The organism is Jannaschia seosinensis (assembly GCF_001408515.1).
Classification (GTDB): Bacteria; Pseudomonadota; Alphaproteobacteria; order Rhodobacterales; family Rhodobacteraceae; genus Jannaschia; species Jannaschia seosinensis.
The window spans coordinates 1-22,817 of the sequence record NZ_CYPR01000194.1 but is presented as its reverse complement, the minus strand read 5'-3'; the positions used below and the strand labels follow the sequence as shown (position 1 = coordinate 22,817).

Here is a 22,817-nt window from a genome sequence, read left to right as displayed (position 1 = left end):
TCGGCCACCGCCAGCATGACGGACCGAACCGACCGCCGCCCGCGCTCGAGGGATTGCGGATAGAACGGCTCTTCCCCATGCCCGGCAGTCTTGGGCACCTGCACGCTCACCGTGCCCGCAGGCGTGTCGATCCGCTTGGGTTTGTAGCCGTTGGCATAGCCGTGACGCTCGGGCGTGCGCTCATAATGGCTCGCGCCGAGAAACCGCTCCCGTTCGATCTGCATCGCCAGCTCGAAAGCCCGCGCGAACACCGATGCGATCTCGCCGGGCCCGTGCTCGATCAACTGTTCCAAGACCGCCTCAAGCGCCGTATCCTTCCGCCTGTCCATTCGTTCTTCTCCATGGTTGTGTTGCAAATCCATGGAATACCAGAATGGGCAGCTCGTGCTGGGGGGCGCCCCAGCACGAGCTCACGCCCCGCGTCTCAAGCGAATTTCCAGACCTGAGGGTACAGTACCAACATAACGACCGGGCGGGTCAGATCTCGGTGACAATGCCGGGTCAGTTCTCAGTGACAGCCAACACGCCGTCTTCATCTTGAAGTCCACGAGGAGCATTGTGGCGATCACCGTCACGAGGCCCGGGTGGGCATCCTGTGCCGCAAAGTGCAGATTGGCGAGGTTGAGCGTGCCCTTGATGCCGTAAAGCAAGCCGGTGCCCGACAGGAAGAGAACAGTCGAGATGAGGTTCAGCGTGACGTACTCGATCCCCGCATCCATCTGGATCCGCCGTCCGCCCAGAATGATCAGGCTGAAGGATGAGATCAGCATCACGTCGAGTGAGAAGTAGGGATTGAACAAGTCGCCCGTCAGGAACGTCTCCGTCACCCCCGCGACCAACACCTGAAAAAGCGCGCGATAACCGAGTTCCTCCATCTCCGTGCTGATCTCGGCGGTGGCATGGATGCTGACGGCCAATGCCGTGATCGCGGTGATGACGATCATGATCGCCGAGAGTCTGTCGGCGACCGGCGTGATACCGAACGGCGCGGGCCATTCGCTCATCTGCGCAGCTTGCGGCTTGTGCGCGATGACCTCGGCCAGGAGCAGGATTGCCGCCCCCAGCATCAGCATGGCGCCGATGACCGAAACTCAGCGCCCTTCCACGCCACGGCGAAAGAAGAACGCGAGGATCGCGGTGACGAAGACGATCGGTATGGGAAGCGGCAACAGGAGTGTCACGAGTGCCCCTCCTCGTGCGGCTCTGCAATGCGCATGCCGTCGGAGTTGAGGGTGCCGATCTCCCGGTGGGCCCGATAGACCAGCTCCCGCGTGAAGGCGAAGAGGCCGAATCCGATCATGAGCGCCGTCAGGACCAGCGCCTGGGGCAGGGTATTGGCAGCGCCGAACGGCGGCAGTGTCGCGTAATATTCAACGAGGGGCGGCGCTTCGGCCGTCAATCCGCCGGAGGCGAGGATCACGCGGTTCGCCGCGATCGAGATCAGGATCAGCCCGAACAGAAAGCGCAGCCCGTCATCTAACGCGCTACCGGCGCCTCGAGCGCGGCCTAAAAATTCCTTCCCGACGATGCCGAAGATTGGCGGTAGCTCGCCATGCTGCGCGCGCCGAGCATGACCGCGACCATCGTCACCGGCATTGCTCGGTCTAGCCCGCGCAGGATCGTGGCGTCGCGCGTGCCGGTCCATGTTTTGCGACGCCGATCATCATGAACAGAGCGGTTTTCTTAGGCGAAATGGACCGGAAGGAACGGTGGCGCCCCCCCTCGTGGGCGTGATCGGTGTCCCACCCGATGAACATCGGCAACCAGCAGGGAGCCATCAGCGTCGTCTAGCTAGGCCCTGCTTGATGTCGTTCTGCCGGAGCGCCAGCATTGAGGTGAAGATAGACGTGACCCCGTCGAAGAGCCAGTCAGCATTGGCGCAGCCAATACGTTCGGCAGTCAAAAGCGGAACGGCACCTGCGCCGGCGTGGTAAAGGCCGCCGCGACGATGAGGGGGAAGATCGGCAGATAGAGCGGATATTCCCTCAGGTCCTGCAGCGCCGAGATCTCGAACGATGCACTGGCTGTGCCAATGGGGACGATTACGCCCAGCCAGCTCGTGGCGTGGAGCGTCACCAGCGCCCCAATCCCCTTAATCAGAAGGGCAAAGCCCAACGACAGACCGTCGAGCAGAATTCCGAAGGCCACGCTCAAGGACGGCACCAAAACGACGCGCCAAACGGTGACCTCGCTGCCCGCGACCGCAGCCAGAAACCCGGCGAGCCGGATAAAGAGGGCTGCCGGCACGGCTACTGAGTTCCAGCCGGCGGGTTCGGCAAAAAACCTGTTGCCTGTGGCGGGCGCCGCCATGCTCCTCCCTATGATCCGTTCAAGATTGCGAGAGGTCAAATAAGCGGCACCATTAATTGTACTGCGCCTTCATCCGTCTTACCTTCGATAGTGGCAATCTATCGAGGTCTCATGCCGACGCTCCAGCAATTTCGATACCTCGTCGCCGTCGCCGACACGCGGCATTTTCGCCGTGCGGCCGAAAGCGTTCACGTGACGCAACCTACACTCAGTGTGCAGCTGCGGGAACTGGAGGAGAAGCTGGGCATCCAGCTCGTCGAAAGGTCCCGCGCGGGCGTGACGCTTACCCCCCTCGGCACCGAAGTCGCGGCGCGGGCGCGCGCGGTGCTTCGCGATGTGGCGGACATCGCGGCGCTGGCGCGGGCGGGGGCGGATCCGCTGACCGGAACGGTGCGTGTGGGCGTTGTCGGGTCGCTCGGTAGCTATTTCCTGCCTCTCGTCATTCCTGGCCTTCATGAAATTTACCCGACGTTGAAATTCTATGTTCGCGAGGGGACGTCTCGGGACCTTCTCGGACGGCTGCGGGACGGGACGCTCGATGTGCTGTTCTTCCCGCTGCCGGTCGAGGAGCCGTCGTTGACGGTTGCGCCCCTGTTCCACGAGCCGCTTCTGGTGGTCATGCCTGCCGATCACGCGCTTGCCGCCAGTGCGGAGGTGCCGCGCGAGAGCCTGGCGGGGGAGACGGTGATGACGCTCGAGGCGGGGCACCGTCTGCATGACACGGTCGCCGATCTGTGCGCGGAGACGGGCGCGCGGCTGTCGCTCGATTATGAGGGCACATCGCTCGATACGCTGCGGCAGATGGTGGCGACCGGCCTCGGTCTGTCGGTCCTGCCCGCGCTCTATGTCCGCTCCGAGGTCGCGCGCGAGGCGCTCGTGACCGCGCGGGCGCTGTCGGCTCCCGCCCCTGGTCGCGATATCGGCATGGTCTGGCGACGCAGGGCGGGGCAGGGGGCGGCTTACGGCGAACTGGCCGGAGCCATTCGGAAGGTTCTACGCCGTGTCGCGCCGGAGGTGATGGTGTGCGATCGCATGGCCGAAACCGTCGAAAAAAGGCCCTAGAATAGCCGGATTCGCCGCATAGCGTCCGATAAAGTAAAGGATGCGCTAACCATGAATGACTGCTTTACCATTCCCGGTCTCGGCTTGACCTGCCTCAATACGCTCTCGTTCCGCGTGGCAGGCTACGAGATTGGCGCGACGGATCCGAACTTCCTCGCGATCGTCCTCATCCTCGGCGCGCTGGTCGCCTTCGTCTTCAAGTCGCCTGTTGACCGGCGACATTGAAGGGTTAGAGGCCGAACGGAACCCAGATCGTCTGAACCTCCGTTGCATGGCTCAGCCACGTGGCCGCATCCGTCGCGTCCCAATCCCGATCCCGGCCGTTATTCACCCAGCTTCGCTTCAGATCGCCCGCCGCTTCACGCTCGACGGTGGCCGAGATGTCGGCCGACGAAAAGCTCCAGACGGCATTGATGCCCATATGCCCGGCCATATGCGGGGCAAGCTCCGCATGATCGCCGGTCAGGATATTGACCACGCCCCCGGGCACGTCCGACGTGTCGAGGACCTGATAGAGATCGGTCGCGCTCAGCGGTGCCGTCTCGGGCGCCACCAGCACCAGCCGGTTTCCCGCCGCCAGCGCAGCGCCCATGATCTGCGCGAGGCCCAAGAGCGGCGCCGTCTCCGGCGCGAAGGCCCCGATCACGCCGACCGGACGGTTCAGCGCAAGCGCCAGTCCCCCCATCGGCACGCCCAGCGTGCGGCCGTCGTGCTTATCCGCCCAAGCCGCCCAGCGGAACAGGTGGCGCACCGCCCGTTCCGCCTCGGGCTTGCCGCCGGTCTGTGCGGCCAAGCGGGCATCGAACTCGGCGGCGCGTGCCGACAGGTTCTCGGCAAGGTAATAGAGAATCTGGGCGCGCAGATGCCCGGCCGATGCACTCCAGCCCTTCGCGCCGGTGGCCGCCTCGACCGCGTTGCGCAGATCCTTGCGATTGCCGACGCCGACTTCGCCCGCGATGCCCTTCGGGCCGGCGACGGGGCGGGAATAGCCGCTGTCGGGACGGCTTTGCTTGCCGCCAATATACATCTTCGGGGTCCTGTCGATGGTCTCGACCCCGGTTTGCAAGATTTCGAGTTGCCGTGGCGCGGGCAGTTTTGGGCCCTCAGCGGGCCGCAGATACGCCGACAGGCCCGCGACACCGCCCTCACGCCCGAATCCGCTTTCTTTCGTCCCGCCGAACGGCGCCGCCGCGTCGAGCAGGTTTGCACCGTTAACCCAGACCACGCCCGCGCGTATCTTCGGCGCCGTGTCCAGCGCCACGTCGATATCCTGCGACCAGACCGAGCCGGCCAGCCCGTAGACCGTATCGTTGGCCAGCTGCACCGCCTCGGCGGGGGTGCGGAAGGTCGTCATGGCGAGAACCGGGCCGAACACCTCCTCGCGCATGATCGGATCGCCCGCAGGCAGATCGGTGACGAGGGTAGGCGGAAGGTAGCAGCCGTCGGGGCAGGTGCCGCGATGCACCGTCCCGGAGGTTCGCGCGAGCATCGCCTCGACCCGCGCCTTCTGTTCGGCGTGAACCATCGCGCCCATGTCGACCGCCTTGTCGAGCGGGTCGCCGACGCGGATCCTTGCCATCCGGGCTTTCAGCCGCGCCTCGAAATCGGCGGCGACCCCCTCCTGCACCAAAAGCCGCGCACCCGCGCAGCAAACCTGTCCGCCATTGAACCAGATCGCATCGACCAGCCCCTCGACCGCTCCGTCAATATCGGCATCCTCGAACACGACGTAGGGCGACTTGCCGCCCAATTCGAGCGTCAGGCCGATCCCGCGTCCGGCCGTCTCCCGGCGCAGGATCCGGCCCACCTCGGTCGAGCCGGTGAAGGCCAGCTTGTCGATCGGCGCGGCAGTCAGCGCCGCACCGGTGCGGCCGTCGCCTGTGACGATGTTGACCAGACCCGGCGGCACGCCTGCCATCGTGCAGATATCGGCGAAGGCCAGTGCCGTCAGCGGCGTCCATTCGGCCGGCTTCAGAACCACGGCGTTCCCCGTCGCAAGCGCGGGCGCCACCTTCCACGCCAGCATCAGGAGCGGGAAGTTCCACGGCACGATCTGACCGCAGACGCCCCAGGGGGGCGCCCCGGGATGGGTCTCGCCCAACAACGCCGCGTGGCCGGCATGGTGGTAGAAATGCCGCACGGCCAGCGCCACGTCGATATCGCGCGCCTCACGGATCGGCTTACCGGAATCGAGCACCTCGAGCACGGCGAGGAGCCGAGAATGCTTCTGAAGCCCCCGGGCAATGGCATAGAGGACGCGCGCCCGATCGTGGCCGGAGGCGGCGGACCATTCCTTCTGCGCCTTGCGCGCAGCCTTGACGGCGGCGGCGATGTCCGCCTCCGTGCCTTGCGTCACCTCCGCCAGCACTTCGCCCGTGGCAGGGTTCAGATCGGTGAAGGTCTCGCCCGGCTTGCCGCGTTTGCCGCCGATGAAATGTCCGAAGACGCGTCCGTGGCGGTCCAGCCAGGCATCCGCCTCGGCGCGGCCTTCTGGGGCGGGGCCCCATTCCATGCTCTCGAAGATGTCCGCCACGCTCATGTCTTCTCTGCTTTCCAAATACCTCGGGGAGCGCGAGGGGGTTGGCCCCTCGCCCTGATCTTAACCGATCGCGTGGCGACAGGCCGCCGAGTACCGTCCGGTCACGTGATGCTCCAGTTGCCGCTCGATATCCCCCAGAAGCGACGACGCGCCGAAGCGGAACAGGTCCGGCCGCAGCCACCTGTCGCCCAGTTCGTCCTTCAGAAGCGCCAGGTAAGTCAGCGCGTCCTTCGCCTTGGATACCCCGCCCGCTGGTTTGAAGCCGACCTTGAAGCCGGAAAGCGCCTCGTAGGTCCGGATCGTGCGCATCATCACGAGGCTGACCGGGAGGGTCGCGTTTACCGCCTCCTTGCCCGTGGATGTCTTGATGAAGTCGGAACCCGCGGCCATGCAGACCATGCTCGCCTTCATCACGTTCTTCAGCGTCCCCAGCTCTCCGGTCGCCAGGATCGCCTTCATGTGGGCATCGCCGCAAGCCGCGCGCATCTGCGCGGTCTCGTCGTAGAGCGCCTGCCAATTACCGGTCAGGACATGGCGGCGGGAGATGACGATGTCGATCTCCGTCGCGCCGGCGGCGACGCTCTCCTCGATTTCGCGCAGGCGGAGGTGGAACGGGGACAGGCCCGCCGGAAAGCCGGTCGAGACGGCGGCGACGGGAAGGCGGCCCCGCAGGGCCTCGACGGCGGCGGGCACCATCTCGTGATAGACGCAGACGGCCCCCACCGTCAGGTCGGGCAGGCCGATCGCGTCGAGCAGGTCGGGGCGCACGGGTTGGAGCGCCTTGGCGCAAAGACGCCGGACACGTCCCTCGGTGTCGTCGCCCGCCAATGTCGTCAGGTCGATCACGCTGATTGCGCGGGCCAGCCAGGCGGCCTGCCAATCCTTCTTGAGCGACCGACGCGCGGGGATGGTCGCGGCGCGGCGCATCGTGGCGGGCGTGTTGACGCGGACCGATTCGACCAATGCGATGTCGAAGGGCAGGCCCGCGTTGCGGGGCAGATCGGAAATCGTGGCTGACATTCGGCTCTCGTGTCTCGTCGCCACGTAACGTCGCATGACGGCCGCGCCGGGGCAACGGGGCAGCGGCGGAACCTGTCCGCCGCGTCGCCCGTCAGTCGGTGGTGCGGATGATCTTGGCGAAGCGCTCGAAGATTGCGGCGGAACCGGCGACGACGTGACCGTCCTCCAGCAGCGTCTGGCCTTCGCGGATCGGTTCGGCAAAGCCGCCCGCCTCGCGCACCAGAAGGATGCCGGCCCCGATATCCCACGGGTGCAGCCCCCGCTCCCAGTATCCGTCGTAGCGGCCGGCCGCGACATAGGCGAGATCGAGCGCCGCCGAACCCCAGCGGCGTACGCCCGCGCAGACCGGCAGGATGCGGCCGAGATCGCGAAGCGTGGCGGGAAGGTACTTGCTCCCGGCGAAGGGCAAACCGGTGGCATAGACCGTCTCGATCATCGAGGTTCGGCCCGACACGCGAAGGCGGGTCTTGCCGTCGAGCCAGGCGCCGGTACCCTTCTCGGCCCAGAACGTCTCGTCCTTGACTGGATCGTGGATCACGCCCGAGACGATCTCGCCCTTGTGCTCCAGCGCGATCGTAACGGCCCAATGCGGCATCCCGTGCAGGAAGTTCGTCGTGCCGTCGAGCGGGTCCACGACCCAGCGGCGGGTCGGGTCCTTGCCCTCCACCGGGGCGGATTCCTCGCCGAGCCAGCCGTAATTGGGGCGCGCGGCCGTCAGTTCCTCGCGCACGATCTCCTCGGCGCGGCGGTCGGCGCGGGAGACGAAGTCGCCAGGGCCCTTGGCCGAGACCTGAAGATTCTCGACTTCGCCGAAATCCTTGATCAGGCTGCGGCCGGCCTTGCGCGCGGCCTTGATCATCACGTTGAGATTGGCACTGCCCTGCATGGGTTTCGGCTCCGTCCGGGGGTCAGGCGAGGCGTCTAACCGAGGACGCTCCGGGGGTGAAGCGGAAACGGCCGGCATCTTTGCGACCATCCGGTTTCGTTAACCTGCCGTTTACCACCGCAACCTAGCCTCGCCCGCGATATCGGGGCTCGGGGGCTTGGCGATGGGACGCAGAAAGAAAGCGGTCGATTGGCTGTCGCGGCTTGTGCGCGGCAATAGGCGCGCCGTGCGCCGGCCGCCGGCGTCGAAATACCCCGCGCCCCGGGCGGAGGCGCGGTTCGGGTTCGCCGAGGCCGGGCCTCCGGGCCTGCACGATCTGGAGGCGCGACTGCCGCCGCCGGGTACCGAGACGCAGCCGGCCTGGACGCCGCGCCCGAAGCACAACGACAGGCTCGACCCGTCGCAATCGGCGGGCGGCGGATACGTCCGTGGCGCCGACGGCACGCAGCGGCCGCATTACTGGGGCCACCGGGAGCGGCTGCGGAGCCGCTTTCTGTCTGGCGGGCACGCACCGATGCCGGAATACGAACTTCTGGAGCTTTTGCTGTTCAACGCGATCCCCCGCATCGACGTGAAGCCGCTGGCCAAGCGTCTGTTGGCGGAGTTCGGCGACCTGAACGGCGTCGTCGCCGCCTCGGAGCGCAATCTGCTGCGCGTGGAGGGGGCGACGGACCGGGTCTGGCTGCAACTGCGTATCGTCGAAGCCTTCGCGCACCGGATGTCGCAGGCGAAGGTGCTCGACCGCGAGGTGCTGTCATCATGGTCGGACGTGGTCTCCTATTGCCGCACGACAATGGCGCACCGGCAGACGGAGCAGTTTCGCGTCCTGTTCCTCGACCGCAAGAACGTCGTGATCGCCGACGAGGCGCAGGGCGAGGGGACGGTCGATCACGTCCCCGTCTATCCGCGGGAAGTGGCGCGGCGGGCGCTGGAGCTTTCGGCCAGCGCGCTTCTGATCGTGCACAACCACCCGTCCGGCGACCCGACGCCGAGCGAGGCCGATATCGAGATGACGCTGCGCCTGGAGGCGGCCTGCGGCGCCTTGGGGATTGTCATTCACGACCATCTCATCATCGGCAAGGACAAGGAGCTGTCGTTTCGCAGCACGGGCCTCATGGGCACGATGGGCATCGATTGAGGGGCGTCAGGCGTCCTCGGACCGGCGCTGGAGCTTGAGCGGCTCGGTCCGCATCAGGCGCAGCACGTGCGACATGAACGGCTTGGACGCGTCGTCCTGCCGGATCGCGGCATAGAGCCTGCGGGTAAGGCCCGTTTCGGTCAGCGGGCGGGTGACGTAGTCGGAATTATACCGCACCTCCCGCACGACCCAATCGGGCAGGACCGCGACGCCGCGGTTGGACGCCACCAGAAGCAGGATCACCGCCGTCAGCTCTACCTGCCGGATCTGCGCGGGCTCGATCCCGGCGGGGGTCAGGAGCTGGTTGAACACGTCGAGCCGGGCCCGTTCCACCGGATAGGTGATCAGGGTTTGTCCCACGAAATCCGCGGCGTCGATATGCGTCCTGCCCGCGAGGGGATGAGCCGACGAGGCGAGGAAGACCGGCTCGTAGTCGAAAAGCGGCGCGAACTCGACGCCCGGCATCGCCTCGGGGTCGGAGGAGACGACAAGATCCACCTCCTCCCGCTCTAGGGCCGGAAGGGCCTGAAACTGCAGGCCGGGGCGGATATCGACATCGACCTCGGGCCAGGCGCGGCGAAACTGCTCCAGAACCGGAAACAGCCATTCGAAGCAGGCATGGCATTCGATGGCGATGTGCAGCCGGCCCGTCTTACCCGATTTGAGCCCGGCGAAATCCTGCTCCACCGCCTCCACCTGCGGCAGGACCTGCTCGGCCAGCCGCAAGAGACGCTGACCGGCGGGCGACAGCCGCATCGGCTTGGAGCGGCGGACGAAGAGATCGACCCCGATCTGCGCCTCGAGGTTCTTGACCTGATGGCTCAGCGCGCTCTGGGTGATGTTGAGACGGTCGGCTGCGCGCGCGAGACCGCCGCATTCGTGGATGGCGCGTATCGTGCGCAGGTGCCGAAATTCGAGGTGCAGCTTCATTGCAGCAGGCTCATGTCGATGATGAGGATTATGAGGCTGTCACATGAAACCCATATGCGGCACAAGGGTTCGACCCGCCAAGGAGCCCGTATTCATGTCCGTCCGACCCGCCGTTTCGTTTGAGTTCTTCCCGCCCAAGTCCCTTGAGGGCTCGTTCCGCCTCTGGGACTGCATCAGCGCCTTGGCCCCGCTGGCCCCGGAATGGGTCTCGGTCACCTATGGCGCGGGCGGCACCACGCGGGAATTGACGCGCGACGCGGTCGCGGCGCTCGGCGAGCGGTTCGGCCTGCGCGTGGCGGGGCATCTGACCTGCGTGGATGCGTCCCGCGAGGAAACGCTCGCCGTGGCACGCGGTTTTCGTGAGAAGGGCGTGACCGATATCGTGGCGCTGCGTGGTGACCCGCCGAAGGGATCGAGTGGGTTCGAGCCGCATCCGGACGGGTTCCGCGATTCCGTGGAGCTGGTCGGTGCCTTGGCCGCCGACGGCTTCAACGTCCGCGTCGGCGCCTATCCCGATCGCCACCCCGAGGCGGCGGACGCGGAGGCCGATGTCCAGTGGCTCAAGCGCAAGATCGATGCGGGTGCGACGGAGGCGGTGACGCAGTTCTTCTTCGATCCCGAGACCTTCCTGCGGTTTCGCGACCGCTGCGTCGCGGCCGGGATCGACGCGCCGATCGTGCCGGGGATCCTGCCGATCGAGAACTGGACGAAAGCCTCCCGCTTCGCGAAGGCCTGCGGCGCCCTGATCCCGCCCGAGATGGCGGCTGCATTCGATCGGGCGGAGCGGGACGGCCGCGCCGATCTTCTGGCCGTCGTGCAGGCGGCGGAGCTGGCCGACCGGCTGGTCGAGGAGGGCTGCGAGCATCTGCATTTCTACACGCTCAACCGCCCCGAATTGACTCGCGACGTCTGTGCCGCGCTGGGGATCGCACCCGAGCGGGCGCTGAGCCGGGTGGCCTGACGCGGTGGGGGCCTCAAGGGTCTGCCGATGAGCGCCTTTGACGCAAATGCCGCCCGCGCGCGCGTCGAGGCAAGCTTCGCCCGGCAGGGGATGATGGCGACGCTGGGTGCGCGGGTGGAGCATGTGGGCGAGGGGCTCGTGCGGATCGCGGCGGAGGTCACGCCGGCCAGCGCGCAGCAGCACGGGGCCGGGCATGCCGGCCTCACGTTTTCGCTGGCCGATTCGGCGGCAGGCTACGCCGCGCTGACCCTGATGGAGCCGGATGCCGAGGTCGTGACCAGCGAGTTCCGCATCTCGCTTCTGGCGCGGGCGAGCGGTCTGCTCGTGGCGGAGGGCCGCGTGGTGCGGTCAGGACGACGCCTGATCGCCGTCGCGTCGGACGTGTACGGCAGCGACGGTTCCGACGCGGAGAGAAGGCACGTTGCGACCGCGCTTGGCACGATGGTACCGGTTGGCGCCTGAGCGTCAGTTATCGTCGCGGGCGTCCTCGACCATCGCCTGAAGCTGCTCGGCATCCACGAGGCCCGGGGCCGTGGTGTCACCGACAACGAAGCTGGGCGTGCCGCTGAAGCCCAGCGACTGGGCCAGTTCCATCGATGTCCGGATATGCTCCTGAACCTCGGGCGCTTCCATGTCGGTGCGCAATTGCGCGGTATCGAGGCCCACTTCTTCGGCGATCGCCATCACGCTCGTCTCGTCGAGGCGGCCCTGCGCGTCCATCATCGCCTCGTGCATCTGGGCATAGAGGTCCTGCTCCCGCGCGGCCAGCGCGGCGCGCGCGGCAAAGAGAGAGCCTTCGCTCAGGATCGGCCATTCGCGGTAGACCAGACGGACGTCAGGGTCGGCCTCCAGCAGCGCAGCCACCTCGTCGCCGGCCCGGCGGCAATAGGGGCAGTTGTAGTCGAAGAATTCCACCACCGTGACGTCGCCATTAGGATTGCCCAGCACGGGTGCGTTCGGGTCGCGCTCCAGAAGATCGCGGCTTTCGCCCAGGGTCGCCTGCGCCTCGGCCTGCGCTTCCTCGGCATCGCGCCTGCGCAGCATCTCGATCGCCTCGACGATGACCTCCGGATTTTCGAGGATCGCCTCGAGGGCGAGTCCCTTCACTTCCGCCTCGGTACGCTCCTGCGCCATTGCGGGCGGGGCTGCGACGAGAAGGGCGAGCGGCAGGGCGAAGCGGAGCATGGGCATTTCCTCGGTCCGGGTGGGCTGGAGGCGAGGCTTACCGCTGTCGGCGGCAGGTGCAAGCCGGACGGGCGGTCACGTTCGTGTCAGTCAATACGTCTCCCCTATCGAAACGCGGTGAGCGGGAGCATATGACGGTGAAGATGCTTCGTCTTTTCGCCCTGCTATGCCTGTTGCCCCTATCCGTCGCGGCGGCGGAATCCCAATCCGTCCGGGGCCGGGCGGTCGAGGCGCGCCTGATCGCCGCCGAGGACGGCATTCGTGCGGAAAGCGGGACGGTTTCGGCCGGACTGGCCCTGACGCTCGACGCGGGATGGAAGACCTATTGGCGCAGCCCCGGCGAAGTGGGCCTGCCGCCCGTGCTCGACTGGTCCGGCAGCGAGAATATCGCTGATGTGGAGCTGTCCTATCCGGTGCCAGAGCGATTTACCGCGTTCGACATCCAGAACTTTGGCTACGGCAAGGAGGTCGTGTTCCCGCTGAATGTCCGGCTGGCCGATCCCGGTGCGGCGGCGCGGCTGGAGGTGACGGCGGAGATCTTGGTCTGCGCCGATATTTGCGTGCCGGAGCGGTTGGACCTCGCGCTGGCGCTTCCGGCGGGGGGCGGCGGAGGGGTGGATGCCGAGGCGGCGGAAACGCTGGCGCACTGGATCGCGCGAATACCGGGCGACGGTTCGGGATCCGGGCTCGCTCTGGGCGATGTCCATCTCGACGAGGAGGCGCTGACGCTGACGGCTGCGTCGGATGTGCCGTTCGGCGATGTCGACCTGTTTCCCGAACATGGTCCCTATGCGGCCTTCGATGCGCCCGAGATCGTTCTGTCCGACGGGGGGCGGGCGCTTTGGGCGCGGGTGCCGGTGCTGGCGCCGGGTGAGGGGGCGCTGGACATCACGCTGGCCGATGGCGACCGCGCCGCGACGTTGCGGGCGGTGCCGGGGCCAGTCGCGCCCGCGCCGCCAGCCGCAGGGACCGGGCTCTGGGCGATCCTCGCGATTGCCGCGCTGGGTGGGCTGATCCTGAACGTGATGCCCTGTGTCCTGCCGGTCCTGTCGATCAAGCTGGCCTCGGCCTTGCAGGCGGCGGATCGGTCGGCCGCGCGGGTGCGGGCGGGCTTCGTGGCCTCCGTGGCCGGGGTGATGGTCTTCTTCGCCGGACTGGCCGGGATCGTGATCGCCTTGCGCGAGGCGGGCGTGGCGGTCGGCTGGGGCGTGCAGTTCCAGAACCCGGTCTTTCTCGCGGTGATGATCGTTCTGATGGTGCTGTTCGCGGCGAACCTGTTCGGCTTCTTCGCGGTCCGTCTCGGCCCGGCGGCGATGACCGGCATGGCGCGCACCGAGGCGCGCGGCGGATGGGGCGGGGATTTTGCCACCGGAGCGTTCGCCGCCGTGATGGCGACGCCCTGCTCGGCGCCATTTCTGGGAACCGCGGTGACCTATGCGCTGACGCACGGGCCGGCGCAGATCCTCGCCGTGTTCCTCGCCATGGGGGCGGGTTTGGCCGCGCCCTTCGCGCTGGTCGCGATCCGGCCCGGGCTCGTGCGGCGCCTGCCGCGTCCGGGGCGGTGGATGATGGCGATCCGCTGGGGGCTCGGGGTGCTTTTGATCCTCGCGGCGGTGTGGCTGGTCACCGTGCTGGCGGCGGCAGGGGGCGTGGGCATGGCGCTTGCCGTCGGTGCGGTGGCGGCCGCGATGCTGCTGGCGCTCGCGATGTGGCGCCGCGGCTGGGCTGTCGGCGGGGTGGGATTGGCGGCGGCGCTGGGGGCGGCCCTGTTCGTCCCGGTCAGCGCCCCGCCCCGCGCGGAGATCGCCTCGGGGTGGCAGGTTTGGAGCGAGGCGCGTGTCGCGGAGGCCGTCGCGTCGGGCGAAACCGTCTTCGTCGACGTCACCGCAGATTGGTGCCTGACCTGCAAGGCGAACAAGACGCTGGTTCTGGAGCGCGCCGGCGTGGCCGATGCCTTGGCCGCGGTCGTCGCGTTGCGGGCGGACTGGACGCGCGCCGACGAAGCCATCGCGGATTATCTGCGCGAGAACGGCCGGTTCGGCATTCCGTTCAACCAGGTGTTCGGCCCTGGCGCGCCCGAAGGCATCGTCCTGCCGGAACTCTTGACCGAGGCGGCGGTGCTGGACGCGCTGGAACAGGCGGGCGGCTAGCTCACCCGCGCGATTGCACCGATGCGGGCAAGGTTTTCGTCGACGATGGCCTGCTCCTCCAGGCTCAGGGTCTGTGCTCGAGGATAGATCGGCACGTCGCGGTCGTTGCGGATCGGCGCGTCCCAACCGTCGGTCGTGTCGAAGAAGCGGGCCACGCCGGTCGCCCCGAATTCGGTCAGGAAACCCTGCACGACGACGTCGAGATAGCTCAGCAGGATCGGATGCGTTCGCGGTGCCGGGCCGTGCATCTTCTCCGGGATGTGGTAGATGCGCGTCCCGTCGGAGAGGGGCGTGCGGACATACGCCGCCTCCCGCAGGTCGAGCGCGGCCCAGTCGCCACCGGGCACATCCGCCGTCACGCCGTCGATTTCGCTCGCCGTGTCCGGCACCGCCGTCAGAAACGCCGCCTCCTGAAGCGGCGTATGCCGCCAGGCGCGCCGCCAGCCGGTCACCGTGTGGCGAGTGAGATTGGGATAGGCATGCGTCCGGCGGTTCACGAGGCTGCCATAGCCGAAGAAGCGGTTCATCTTTTCCCTTGCGCAAAACAGATCCGGTTTCCTATAGGAAACTCGCACGGCACGGGAGACTCTGTCGCAGGACAGGGCCGAAGGAGCAACCGCCCCGGTAAACTCTCAGGCGAACGGACCTGCCGCGCGACGACACTCTGGAGAGACCCCGGACGGGGCGCCGAAGGGATAGCGATCTCAGGCCAAAGGACAGAGGGGGCATTTCACACGGGTCCGTCCGGATCCGGAGAGGAGTGCCATGGACGACGCGACCCAGATTCCCCTGCCGCTGGCCGAGCTTCACGCCGAGCTTGGCGGCAAGATGGTGCCCTTCGCGGGTTACGCGATGCCGGTGCAATATCCCGCCGGCGTGATGGCGGAGCATCTTCATGTGCGCACGCGCGCCGGGCTTTTCGACGTGAGCCACATGGGACAGGTCATCGTGGCCGGCGACGGGGCCGCGTCGGCTCTGGAGCGGCTGATGCCGGTCAATGTGGTCGGGCTGGCCGAAGGGCGGCAGCGTTACGGCTTGCTGACCCTGCCCGATGGCGGCGTGGCGGACGATCTGATGGTCGCGAACCGCGGCGATCACCTGCTTCTGGTCGTCAACGGTGCGATGAAGCATCTCGACATGGACATCCTGCGTGCGGGCCTGCCGGACCATTCGGTCGAACTGCACGACGACCGGGCGCTTCTGGCGCTGCAGGGGCCGTCGGCGGAGGCTGCGCTGGAGGGGCTCGTGCCCGGCACCGCCGCGATGCGCTTCATGGATGTCGGCGGGTTCGAGTGGCAGGAGGCCGACCTCTGGATCAGCCGGTCGGGCTATACCGGTGAGGACGGCTTCGAGATCAGTGTGCCGATCGAGGTCGCCGACGCCTTCGCCCGCGCGCTCCTGTCGCATGAGGACGTGCTGCCGATCGGGCTGGGTGCGCGCGACAGTCTGCGGCTGGAGGCCGGAATGCCGCTCTACGGGCAGGACCTGACGCCCGAGATTTCGCCGGTCGAGGCGGGGCTGAACTGGGCGATCGGCAAGGTGCGGCGTCCGGGCGGCGCGCGGGCAGGAGGGTTCACGGGCGAAGACCGGATCCTGCACGAACTGACCGAGGGCCCCGAGCGCATCCGCGTGGGCCTGCGCCCCGACGGGCGCGCGCCGATGCGGATGGGTGTGATGCTCTACGAAACCGAAGATGCGGTCGCGCCCGTGGGCACCGTCACGTCCGGCGGGTTCGGCCCTTCGGTGGGCGCGCCGATCGCCATGGGCTATGTTCCTGCTGGAACGCAGGCCGGTGTCACGCTTTATGGTGACGTTCGCGGCCGGCGCATGCCTGTCACGGTCGCAGACCTGCCGTTCCACCAACCCCGCTACAAGCGCTGAGAGGATTGCGATGAAATATACCGAGGAACATGAATGGCTCGACGAGGCCGACGGAATCATCTCCGTGGGCATCACCGAGCATGCCGCGAAGCAGCTGGGCGACGTGGTGTTCATCGAACTCCCCGATGTCGGCCGCGAGATCACCAAGGGCGAGGAGATCGTCGTGATCGAGAGCGTCAAGGCAGCCTCCGACATCCTCGCCCCGCTCGACGGCGAGATCACCGAGGTGAACGAGGCGCTGATCGATAATCCGGGCCTCGTCAACGAGGACGCCGAGGCGGCGTGGTTCTTCCGCATGACCACCTCCACGCCCGAGGAGATAGACGCGATGATGGACGAGGACGCCTACAAGGAGTTTGCGGAATAGACCGTTCGCGAGAACGGGACATTCCGGCGGCAGCGTGATGATCGGATCCCCGATCATCACGGCCAATCAAGACAGTTGAAGCGCCCGGAGGGCCGAGATGACCAAGCTGACCGATTACGACACCTACGATTTCGCCAATCGTCGCCATATCGGCCCCTCGCCCGAGGAGATGGCCGAGATGCTGGAGGTGGTCGGCGCGGCCGATCTCGATACGCTGATCGACGAGACGGTGCCGAGATCCATCCGGCAATCCGAGCCGCTGCCTTGGCCGCAGATGACCGAGCACGCGATCCTGTCGCGGATGCGCGAGCTTGCCGCGAAGAACCGGATTACGGTCAGCATGATCGGGCAAGGCTACAGCGACACGGTCACGCCCCCGGCGATCCAGCGCAACGTGCTGGAAAACCCGGCCTGGTACACCGCCTACACGCCTTACCAGCCCGAGATCGCACAGGGACGGCTCGAGGCGCTGCTCAATTTCCAGACGATGGTGTCCGACCTGACCGGGCTGCCGGTGGCGAATGCGTCGCTTCTGGACGAGGCGACGGCTTGCGCCGAGGCGATGGTCATGGCGCAGCGCGTCGGCAAGTCGAAGGCCGCGGCGTTCTTTGTGGATGCGAATTGCCACCCCCAGAACATCGCGGTGATGCAGACGCGTGCGGAGCCGCTGGGGATCGAGTTGATCGTCGGCGACGTTTCGGATCTGGACGCCGACGCCGTCTTCGGCGCGATTTTTCAGTATCCCGACACGCATGGCGGGCTCGGTGATCTGAGCGCGCAGATGGACGCGCTTCACAAGGCGAAGGCGATCGGCATCGTCGCGACGGATCTGCTGGCGCTGTGCCTCCTGAAGGAGCCGGGCGCGATGGGCGCGGATATCGCCGTTGGCTCCGCGCAGCGGTTCGGCGTGCCGCTGGGGTATGGCGGTCCGCATGCCGCGTTCTTTGCCTGCGCCGAGACGCACAAGCGGTCGATGCCCGGGCGCATTGTCGGTGTCAGCGTCGATGCGCTTGGCAACAAGGCCTACCGCCTCGCGCTCCAGACCCGGGAGCAGCATATCCGGCGCGAGAAGGCCACGTCCAACGTCTGCACCGCGCAGGCACTGCTGGCTGTGATGGCGAGCTTCTTTGCGGTATTCCACGGCCCGCGCGGCCTGCGCCACATCGCCACCCACGTCCATGCCCATGCGGTCGCGCTGCGCGATGCGCTGGCGGAGGCGGGGTTTGCGGTCTCCGATGGGCCGATCTTCGACACCTTCACGGTGACGAGCGACCGGCGCGATGCCCTGTGGCAGGCGGCACGGGATGCCGGCATCACGCTGCGCAGGATCGGCGACGATCGTCTGGGCATCGCCTGCGACGAGATGACGGACGGGGCGGTTCTGGAGCGGCTGCTGTCGGCCTTCGGTGTCGAGGCTGCGCCGGAGCTGCGCGTCGACCTGCCGGATGCCCTGGCACGGGAGACAGACTACCTCACCCATCCGATCTTCCACATGAACCGCGCCGAGGCGGAGATGATGCGCTACATGCGCCGTCTCGCCGACCGCGATCTGGCGCTCGACCGGGCAATGATCCCGCTGGGCTCCTGCACGATGAAGCTCAATGCCGCGGTCGAGATGATGCCGGTGACGTTTCCGGAATTCGGTCGCCTGCATCCCTTCGCCCCGCGCGAGGATGCGGCCGGCTATGTTGAGATGATCGAGGAGCTCAAGGACCGGCTCTGCGTCATCACGGGCTACGACGCGATGTCGATGCAGCCCAATTCCGGTGCGCAGGGGGAATATGCGGGCCTTCTGACGATCGCCGCCTGGCATCGCGCGCGGGGCGAGGACAACCGGCGCATCTGCCTGATCCCGACGTCGGCGCATGGCACGAACCCGGCCTCGGCGATGATGGCGGGCATGAAGGTCGTGATCGTGAAGGCCGCGGCGAACGGTGATGTCGACATCGACGACTTCCGCGCGAAGGCGAAGGCGGCGGGTGACGATCTGGCGGCTTGCATGATCACCTATCCCTCCACCCACGGCGTGTTTGAGGACACCGTCCGCGAGGTCTGCGAGATCACGCACCAACATGGCGGTCAGGTCTATCTCGACGGGGCAAACCTCAACGCGATGGTCGGCCTGTCGAAGCCCGGCGAAATCGGCGCGGATGTCAGTCATTTGAACCTGCACAAGACCTTCTGCATCCCGCATGGCGGTGGCGGGCCCGGCATGGGGCCGATCGGGGTGAAGGCGCATCTGGCGCCGCACCTGCCGGGCCATCCGGAGGAGGGGACCGAGGCGCCGGTTTCGGCCGCGCCCTTCGGCTCCGCCTCGATCCTGCCGATCAGCTATTCCTACGTGATGATGATGGGCGGCGCGGGGCTGACGCAGGCAACCAAAGTGGCGATCCTGTCGGCGAACTACGTCGCCGCGCGGCTCAAGGGGGCGTATGGCGTGCTGTTCGCGGGGCGCAACGGGAGGATCGCGCATGAATGCATCCTCGATACGCGGCCCTTCAAGGAGAGTGCGGGCGTAACGGTCGACGACGTGGCCAAGCGGCTGATCGACAACGGCTTCCACGCACCGACAATGTCGTGGCCCGTGGCCGGCACCCTAATGGTGGAGCCGACCGAGAGCGAGCCGAAGCCCGAGCTTGACCGCTTCGTCAACGCGATGCTCGCGATCCGGGAAGAGATTGCCAAGATCGAGCAGGGGCAGATGGATGCGGACAACAACCCGCTGAAGAACGCGCCGCACACGATGGAGGACCTCGTGCGCGACTGGGATCGCCCCTATTCGCGCGAGGCGGCCTGCTTCCCCGCCGGGGCCTTCCGGGTGGACAAGTACTGGCCCCCGGTCAACCGCGTGGACAACGTCGCCGGCGACCGCAACCTCGTCTGTACCTGCCCACCGGTCGAGAGCTATCTCGAAGCGGCGGAATAGGGCCGCCGCAGCGGCGGGTCATTCGGCTGCGGCTCCGTTTCGGTCGGCTGCCCGATCCACCGTGGCGAGGTCGCGGACCCGCTTGCGGTCTTCCTCCAGCAGAAGCGTCTTATCCGAGCGGGCAAGCGCGCGGGCGGACACATTTCGCGCAGCCTGCCGCATATCGGGATCGGCATGGTAGGCAAGGATGCCCAAGGCGCGTTGCACGGCCATCTGGATCTCCACGAGATCGGCACCGTCGCGGGCGATCGCATCGAAGGCCGTCTCGACCATCAGCCGCATGTCGGACCCTCGGGCCCGGATGCGGGGCAGGGGAGCATCCGCGCCGGTCGTGTCCCAGTTGCCGAGAACGCGGAGCTGACGGCTTATGATATCATCGGCGGTACGCGGATCGTTGAGACCGGGGGACAGGGCGCGCTGCCCAATTTCCGACAGGACCTGCAAGCCGAATAGCGGGTCCTGATCAAAGGTCCGCAATGCGCCGATCGTCACCTGTCCGCGCATTTCATCGATCAGGCCGGTATCCACCGATCCGTCAGGAGATTGGGTGCGGCCGATCAATCGCATCATGACGTCGTCCGGTGCAACCTCGTCGCCCGGCAGGACGAGGAGCGCGATGTCAATATCGAGTTCCTCTCCCCGGGCCGAGAGGGACCGGACGTCGATGTGTCGGATGTAGCCGAAGACCTGCGCGCGGACGGGCCAGCCCATCTCGCCGTCGACGTCCCTGAGGGGGGCGCCGCCGAAATTCGGGGTCACCATGCGCGCGGCCAGCGCCTCGCGCGCGACGTCTTCGACCCGCCTTGTCGTCGTCTCGATCGAGCCGAGTCCGGCAAGTTGCTGAACCCACCGGATGAGCGCACCGATCACCAGCGCGATGATGACGATGGTGACCGTATAGATCACCGGAAAGTCCGCCTCGGCATAGAAGTTCGCGTTCACGATCGCCGTCGCAGTCAGCGCGTAGACGAACGCCCCGATGAAGGTCGCGATGACGGACTGCGTCTGGCCGTCGGATCGAAGCAGCCGGTGCGAGCGGGGGGTGACTTGGCTTGCCGCGAAATGGTGCGCGGTGACCATGATCGAGAGCGAAAAGGTCGAGGCCACGAGCATCGAGTCGGTCAGGATCGACAGCATGTCCATGGTGGCGGCGCGGCCGACGGTGGATTGCATGTCATCGGGCAGAAGCGGCGAGATCAGTGGCGCGACGGCCGCAGTCAGGATCGCCACGAGCGAAAACAGCGAGACGCGCGGCCAGACCTGACTGGCCCATTCGCGCAGCTTCCAAAGGGTCTTGGTGAGAAACATCGACGGCCTTTCGGGTTGCGCGAAGAGACAACGATCCCGCCGCCGGTGCGGGTTCCCATGCTCGCTTGACACGGCTGGATCCCCTCGCCATATGAGGCGGCGTTGGGGTCGTAGCTCAGTTGGTAGAGCGCGTCGTTCGCAATGACGAGGTCAGGGGTTCGATTCCCCTCGGCTCCACCAGAACACGAGAATATTGTCTTTCGGCGGAAGATTACTCTGCGCCTATCGTGGTTTCTACAAAGTTGCGTTGATGATGTGACCGCCCCCCGACGGCATCAGTGTGCCAAGGTGGGTCTGCAACGATCCACACAGGAGAGCGGTCATGTCGGAGACTATCACGGTCGGGCTCGATCTGGCGAAGAATGTGTTCCAGGTGCATGGGGCCGACGGCACTGGTCGTGCGGTCCTGCGCAAGAAGTTGGGGGGCGCTCAGCTCGACTTTGTACATTATGCGGCGAAGCAAAGTGCTTCGGCCATGCGCACGAGGCGGTCGGGCGGGATTTCTTGCGGTTCCCGGTCCGGCGGAGAGTGTTGGAAAACGTCTCCTGCCCAGAGGGCCAGACGCACCGAACCGATGGCGTCGGTGAAGGTGAGATTGGTCTTGTGATACCATGCTGCGGCATAGGGCGTGCTGGTCGTGCTCAGCAGATCGCAGGCCCACAGCGAGATGAGGCTGTAGAGACCGAGCAAGGCAGGTGTTGTTCGCGCGATTGCCTTGTCGGACCACTGCCTTTGGGTTTCGACGCCGAGATGCGCGCGGGTTTCTGCAAAGGTGACCTCGACCTGCCAACGGCGGACGAAGAGTGCGATGATGTCGGCTGGCTCGCGGGCGGTGTCGGTGCTGAAGAAGGCCTGCGGGGCCCGCTTGCCTTCAGGGTCTCTGACAAGCACCCAGCGGATTGGTTTGGGCGGCGTGCCGGGGCGATACTAGAGTGCGGTGTCCGAGGCGATCTCGAGCGTTTTCCCTTGCTTGCGGCCATACCATGAGGAGACGGTCATTCTGTGCCATGGCGTAGCGGGATCTGAAAGCAAGGTCTTCAACTTGGGCAACGGCGGGCCCTTCTGTGCCGGACGGCCGACGGAGCGCGCATTGCGCTCGGGAGGGGGCGCGAAGAGATTGGCATCGAGCCGGAGCCGGCTGATCAGCGTTGCCCGGCCTGTGATAGCGTGGGCCAGTTCGTGGACGGCGAAACTGCTGTCGCCGACGAAGACGATGTCGCGGTCGGGCAACCAGCGGCAGAGCTGGAGCGCCCCTTGGCGGGCCCAGTCGGTCAGCAGCTTGTGTCTGCGTCCCCGGTGAAGGTTGGAGCGTTGTGACGGGGCGAGCAGGGGGAAGACCGGCAGGGCCTTTACGGCACCCGCCCACGGGACCGGCGTCAGCACCATGAAGCTCAACCAGCGCAGTCCGCTGGCCTTGACGAAATGGCCGTGGCTGGAGCGGACGGGATCGCGATAGATGCCGCGTGCTGTGATCCTGCGCCCCCACCGGCGTTCAATGGTGTCGTCCATCCCGATGACTACCGGGCCCTCCGGCACGAGGCGGTTGACGACCATGCTCAGCAGGTGCCGCGCCATGGCGTGGGTGTTCCACCGGGCACGGTTGAGGAGCTGATGACAGCTTGAGAAATTCTGCGCCTCGGCACGCCCGGTCATCCGCAGGCAGGCGCTGACGGTGCGCTTGCCCGGTGCCAGCACTGCACCCATGACCAGAACAAGCACGTGTTCCCAGCTGGGAGCTGTAAAGCACATTCGCAGCTCCTGCAGCCAATCGCGCAGGATCTGGGGAACCGGAACGCCTGTCGGCGGCGGGGAGGTGGAATGTTGCTGCATCCCATGCTTCGAATCCCTCGCCGATCACCATGCAAGTCAGGGGCCCGCGGCAAAGTGAATGACGCATCTTGAGGTGTGCTCATGTATGATCTGCGCATGCTGTACGATGAAACGGTCGCCCGCATCGAAGCTTTCGACGACGCCAATGGTGGTGGTGTCGGCTCCTACAAGAACAAGGGCTCTTGCCATCTCTACCTGCTGGAGACGGAGGCGCCGATTGCCCGCCTGAAGCCGACCGGCAACGGAGACGAGGTNCGGCTCGGATACTGGTCACACCGGCGCAAATGGGAGGATATCGATGACATGGGTGGCGTCGTCATGCCT

At 66.7% G+C, this 22,817-nt stretch carries 22 protein-coding genes, 1 tRNA gene, 1 pseudogene and 1 riboswitch; of the genes and pseudogenes, 11 read left to right on the top strand and 13 right to left on the bottom strand.

Features of this window, described 5'->3' with window-relative positions:
- From JSE7799_RS14420 to JSE7799_RS14405, 4 genes are all read right to left on the bottom strand, one after another.
- Window positions 1–329 (bottom strand): transposase (locus JSE7799_RS14420; protein ID WP_222101774.1); only part of this gene is annotated, 329 nt, incomplete at its 3' end.
- Window positions 330–410: 81 nt separating this feature from the next.
- On the bottom strand, window positions 411–1,073 hold the full coding sequence (locus JSE7799_RS14415) for a proton-conducting transporter transmembrane domain-containing protein (RefSeq protein ID WP_055664227.1): 663 nt from the start codon (window positions 1,071–1,073) through the stop codon (window positions 411–413).
- Window positions 1,074–1,177: 104 nt separating this feature from the next.
- Window positions 1,178–1,645, bottom strand: coding sequence for an NADH-quinone oxidoreductase subunit K (locus tag JSE7799_RS20035; RefSeq protein ID WP_083480610.1), 468 nt, complete (start codon window positions 1,643–1,645; stop codon window positions 1,178–1,180).
- 254 nt (window positions 1,646–1,899) lie between these two features.
- Complete coding sequence (locus tag JSE7799_RS14405) at window positions 1,900–2,310, bottom strand: hypothetical protein (RefSeq protein WP_055664226.1); 411 nt, start codon at window positions 2,308–2,310, stop codon at window positions 1,900–1,902.
- A 111-nt stretch (window positions 2,311–2,421) separates the two neighbouring features.
- On the opposite strand from JSE7799_RS14405, the gene JSE7799_RS14400 reads away from it, so the two are divergent.
- Window positions 2,422–3,372 carry a hydrogen peroxide-inducible genes activator gene (locus JSE7799_RS14400; RefSeq protein WP_055664225.1) on the top strand — a complete coding sequence of 317 codons (951 nt, stop codon included), beginning with the start codon at window positions 2,422–2,424 and terminating at the stop codon, window positions 3,370–3,372.
- A gap of 51 nt (window positions 3,373–3,423) precedes the next feature.
- On the top strand, window positions 3,424–3,597 hold the full coding sequence (locus JSE7799_RS21125) for a hypothetical protein (RefSeq protein ID WP_186201960.1): 174 nt from the start codon (window positions 3,424–3,426) through the stop codon (window positions 3,595–3,597).
- Between the two features lie 4 nt (window positions 3,598–3,601).
- On the opposite strand, the gene JSE7799_RS14395 is transcribed toward JSE7799_RS21125, so the two are convergent.
- The 3 genes from JSE7799_RS14395 to JSE7799_RS14385 all read right to left on the bottom strand — a co-directional run bounded on the left by JSE7799_RS14395 (window position 3,602) and on the right by JSE7799_RS14385 (window position 7,817).
- Complete coding sequence (locus JSE7799_RS14395; protein WP_055664224.1) at window positions 3,602–5,911, bottom strand: aldehyde dehydrogenase family protein; 2,310 nt, start codon at window positions 5,909–5,911, stop codon at window positions 3,602–3,604.
- A 60-nt stretch (window positions 5,912–5,971) separates the two neighbouring features.
- On the bottom strand, window positions 5,972–6,931 hold the full coding sequence (deoC, locus tag JSE7799_RS14390; protein WP_055664223.1) for a deoxyribose-phosphate aldolase: 960 nt from the start codon (window positions 6,929–6,931) through the stop codon (window positions 5,972–5,974).
- A 91-nt stretch (window positions 6,932–7,022) separates the two neighbouring features.
- A complete protein-coding gene (locus JSE7799_RS14385; protein WP_055664222.1) occupies window positions 7,023–7,817 on the bottom strand; it encodes an inositol monophosphatase family protein in 795 nt (264 codons plus the stop codon).
- 163 nt (window positions 7,818–7,980) lie between these two features.
- Between JSE7799_RS14385 and radC the strand changes: the two genes are divergently transcribed.
- Window positions 7,981–8,955, top strand: a complete 975-nt coding sequence (gene radC / locus JSE7799_RS14380) for a RadC family protein (protein WP_083480609.1) — start codon at window positions 7,981–7,983, stop codon at window positions 8,953–8,955.
- Between the two features lie 6 nt (window positions 8,956–8,961).
- On the opposite strand, the gene JSE7799_RS14375 is transcribed toward radC, so the two are convergent.
- Window positions 8,962–9,879 (bottom strand): LysR family transcriptional regulator, encoded by a 918-nt coding sequence (locus JSE7799_RS14375; protein WP_055664228.1) that lies wholly within the window; start codon window positions 9,877–9,879, stop codon window positions 8,962–8,964.
- 100 nt (window positions 9,880–9,979) lie between these two features.
- Between JSE7799_RS14375 and metF the strand changes: the two genes are divergently transcribed.
- The gene (metF, locus tag JSE7799_RS14370) at window positions 9,980–10,846 is read left to right on the top strand and encodes a methylenetetrahydrofolate reductase [NAD(P)H] (RefSeq protein ID WP_055664221.1); all 867 of its coding nucleotides are present in this window, start codon (window positions 9,980–9,982) and stop codon (window positions 10,844–10,846) included.
- Between the two features lie 27 nt (window positions 10,847–10,873).
- A complete protein-coding gene (locus tag JSE7799_RS14365; protein WP_055664220.1) occupies window positions 10,874–11,308 on the top strand; it encodes a PaaI family thioesterase in 435 nt (144 codons plus the stop codon).
- 3 nt (window positions 11,309–11,311) lie between these two features.
- Here JSE7799_RS14365 and JSE7799_RS14360 read toward each other — a convergent pair whose 3' ends face one another.
- Window positions 11,312–12,031 (bottom strand): DsbA family protein, encoded by a 720-nt coding sequence (locus JSE7799_RS14360; RefSeq protein ID WP_055664219.1) that lies wholly within the window; start codon window positions 12,029–12,031, stop codon window positions 11,312–11,314.
- A 143-nt stretch (window positions 12,032–12,174) separates the two neighbouring features.
- Between JSE7799_RS14360 and JSE7799_RS14355 the strand changes: the two genes are divergently transcribed.
- On the top strand, window positions 12,175–14,181 hold the full coding sequence (locus JSE7799_RS14355) for a protein-disulfide reductase DsbD family protein (protein ID WP_186201958.1): 2,007 nt from the start codon (window positions 12,175–12,177) through the stop codon (window positions 14,179–14,181).
- Here JSE7799_RS14355 and JSE7799_RS14350 read toward each other — a convergent pair.
- Window positions 14,178–14,708: a gamma-glutamylcyclotransferase family protein gene (locus JSE7799_RS14350; protein ID WP_055664217.1), complete on the bottom strand. Its 531-nt coding sequence runs from the start codon at window positions 14,706–14,708 to the stop codon at window positions 14,178–14,180. The two genes, JSE7799_RS14355 and JSE7799_RS14350, sit on opposite strands and share 4 nt — an antisense overlap.
- Before the next feature lie 42 nt (window positions 14,709–14,750).
- Window positions 14,751–14,838: riboswitch (glycine riboswitch) on the top strand.
- Between the two features lie 108 nt (window positions 14,839–14,946).
- Between JSE7799_RS14350 and gcvT the strand changes: the two genes are divergently transcribed.
- The 3 genes from gcvT to gcvP all read left to right on the top strand — a co-directional run bounded on the left by gcvT (window position 14,947) and on the right by gcvP (window position 19,355).
- On the top strand, window positions 14,947–16,062 hold the full coding sequence (gene gcvT / locus JSE7799_RS14345; RefSeq protein WP_055664216.1) for a glycine cleavage system aminomethyltransferase GcvT: 1,116 nt from the start codon (window positions 14,947–14,949) through the stop codon (window positions 16,060–16,062).
- A gap of 10 nt (window positions 16,063–16,072) precedes the next feature.
- Window positions 16,073–16,429: a glycine cleavage system protein GcvH gene (gcvH, locus tag JSE7799_RS14340; RefSeq protein WP_055664215.1), complete on the top strand. Its 357-nt coding sequence runs from the start codon at window positions 16,073–16,075 to the stop codon at window positions 16,427–16,429.
- A gap of 97 nt (window positions 16,430–16,526) precedes the next feature.
- Window positions 16,527–19,355: an aminomethyl-transferring glycine dehydrogenase gene (gene gcvP, locus JSE7799_RS14335; RefSeq protein WP_055664214.1), complete on the top strand. Its 2,829-nt coding sequence runs from the start codon at window positions 16,527–16,529 to the stop codon at window positions 19,353–19,355.
- An 18-nt stretch (window positions 19,356–19,373) separates the two neighbouring features.
- On the opposite strand, the gene JSE7799_RS14330 is transcribed toward gcvP, so the two are convergent.
- Window positions 19,374–20,663, bottom strand: a complete 1,290-nt coding sequence (locus tag JSE7799_RS14330) for a DUF2254 domain-containing protein (RefSeq protein ID WP_055664213.1) — start codon at window positions 20,661–20,663, stop codon at window positions 19,374–19,376.
- Window positions 20,664–20,767: 104 nt separating this feature from the next.
- Between JSE7799_RS14330 and JSE7799_RS14325 the strand changes: the two genes are divergently transcribed.
- Window positions 20,768–20,843, top strand: a tRNA-Ala gene (locus JSE7799_RS14325).
- A gap of 142 nt (window positions 20,844–20,985) precedes the next feature.
- A pseudogene (locus tag JSE7799_RS22345) lies at window positions 20,986–21,099 on the top strand (IS110 family transposase); the annotation flags it as partial.
- A gap of 11 nt (window positions 21,100–21,110) precedes the next feature.
- On the opposite strand, the gene JSE7799_RS21400 reads toward JSE7799_RS22345, so the two are convergent.
- The gene (locus JSE7799_RS21400; protein WP_222101775.1) at window positions 21,111–21,554 is read right to left on the bottom strand and encodes a hypothetical protein; all 444 of its coding nucleotides are present in this window, start codon (window positions 21,552–21,554) and stop codon (window positions 21,111–21,113) included.
- 36 nt (window positions 21,555–21,590) lie between these two features.
- Window positions 21,591–22,493, bottom strand: a complete 903-nt coding sequence (locus JSE7799_RS14320; protein ID WP_222101773.1) for an IS701 family transposase — start codon at window positions 22,491–22,493, stop codon at window positions 21,591–21,593.
- Between the last annotated feature and the right edge of the window lie 324 nt (window positions 22,494–22,817).

Coding starts and splice junctions, on each gene's coding strand:
- JSE7799_RS14415 (WP_055664227.1), bottom strand. CDS start 1,073: ATGCTGATGCTGGGGGCGGCAATCCTGCTCCTGGCCGAGGTCATCGCG.
- JSE7799_RS20035 (WP_083480610.1), bottom strand. CDS start 1,645: ATGGACCGGCACGCGCGACGCCACGATCCTGCGCGGGCTAGACCGAGC.
- JSE7799_RS14405 (WP_055664226.1), bottom strand. CDS start 2,310: ATGGCGGCGCCCGCCACAGGCAACAGGTTTTTTGCCGAACCCGCCGGC.
- JSE7799_RS14400 (WP_055664225.1), top strand. CDS start 2,422: ATGCCGACGCTCCAGCAATTTCGATACCTCGTCGCCGTCGCCGACACG.
- JSE7799_RS21125 (WP_186201960.1), top strand. CDS start 3,424: ATGAATGACTGCTTTACCATTCCCGGTCTCGGCTTGACCTGCCTCAAT.
- JSE7799_RS14395 (WP_055664224.1), bottom strand. CDS start 5,911: ATGAGCGTGGCGGACATCTTCGAGAGCATGGAATGGGGCCCCGCCCCA.
- deoC (WP_055664223.1), bottom strand. CDS start 6,931: ATGTCAGCCACGATTTCCGATCTGCCCCGCAACGCGGGCCTGCCCTTC.
- JSE7799_RS14385 (WP_055664222.1), bottom strand. CDS start 7,817: ATGCAGGGCAGTGCCAATCTCAACGTGATGATCAAGGCCGCGCGCAAG.
- radC (WP_083480609.1), top strand. CDS start 7,981: ATGGGACGCAGAAAGAAAGCGGTCGATTGGCTGTCGCGGCTTGTGCGC.
- metF (WP_055664221.1), top strand. CDS start 9,980: ATGTCCGTCCGACCCGCCGTTTCGTTTGAGTTCTTCCCGCCCAAGTCC.
- JSE7799_RS14365 (WP_055664220.1), top strand. CDS start 10,874: ATGAGCGCCTTTGACGCAAATGCCGCCCGCGCGCGCGTCGAGGCAAGC.
- JSE7799_RS14360 (WP_055664219.1), bottom strand. CDS start 12,031: ATGCTCCGCTTCGCCCTGCCGCTCGCCCTTCTCGTCGCAGCCCCGCCC.
- JSE7799_RS14355 (WP_186201958.1), top strand. CDS start 12,175: ATGCTTCGTCTTTTCGCCCTGCTATGCCTGTTGCCCCTATCCGTCGCG.
- JSE7799_RS14350 (WP_055664217.1), bottom strand. CDS start 14,708: ATGAACCGCTTCTTCGGCTATGGCAGCCTCGTGAACCGCCGGACGCAT.
- gcvT (WP_055664216.1), top strand. CDS start 14,947: ATGGACGACGCGACCCAGATTCCCCTGCCGCTGGCCGAGCTTCACGCC.
- gcvH (WP_055664215.1), top strand. CDS start 16,073: ATGAAATATACCGAGGAACATGAATGGCTCGACGAGGCCGACGGAATC.
- gcvP (WP_055664214.1), top strand. CDS start 16,527: ATGACCAAGCTGACCGATTACGACACCTACGATTTCGCCAATCGTCGC.
- JSE7799_RS14330 (WP_055664213.1), bottom strand. CDS start 20,663: ATGTTTCTCACCAAGACCCTTTGGAAGCTGCGCGAATGGGCCAGTCAG.
- JSE7799_RS14320 (WP_222101773.1), bottom strand. CDS start 22,493: ATGCAGCAACATTCCACCTCCCCGCCGCCGACAGGCGTTCCGGTTCCC.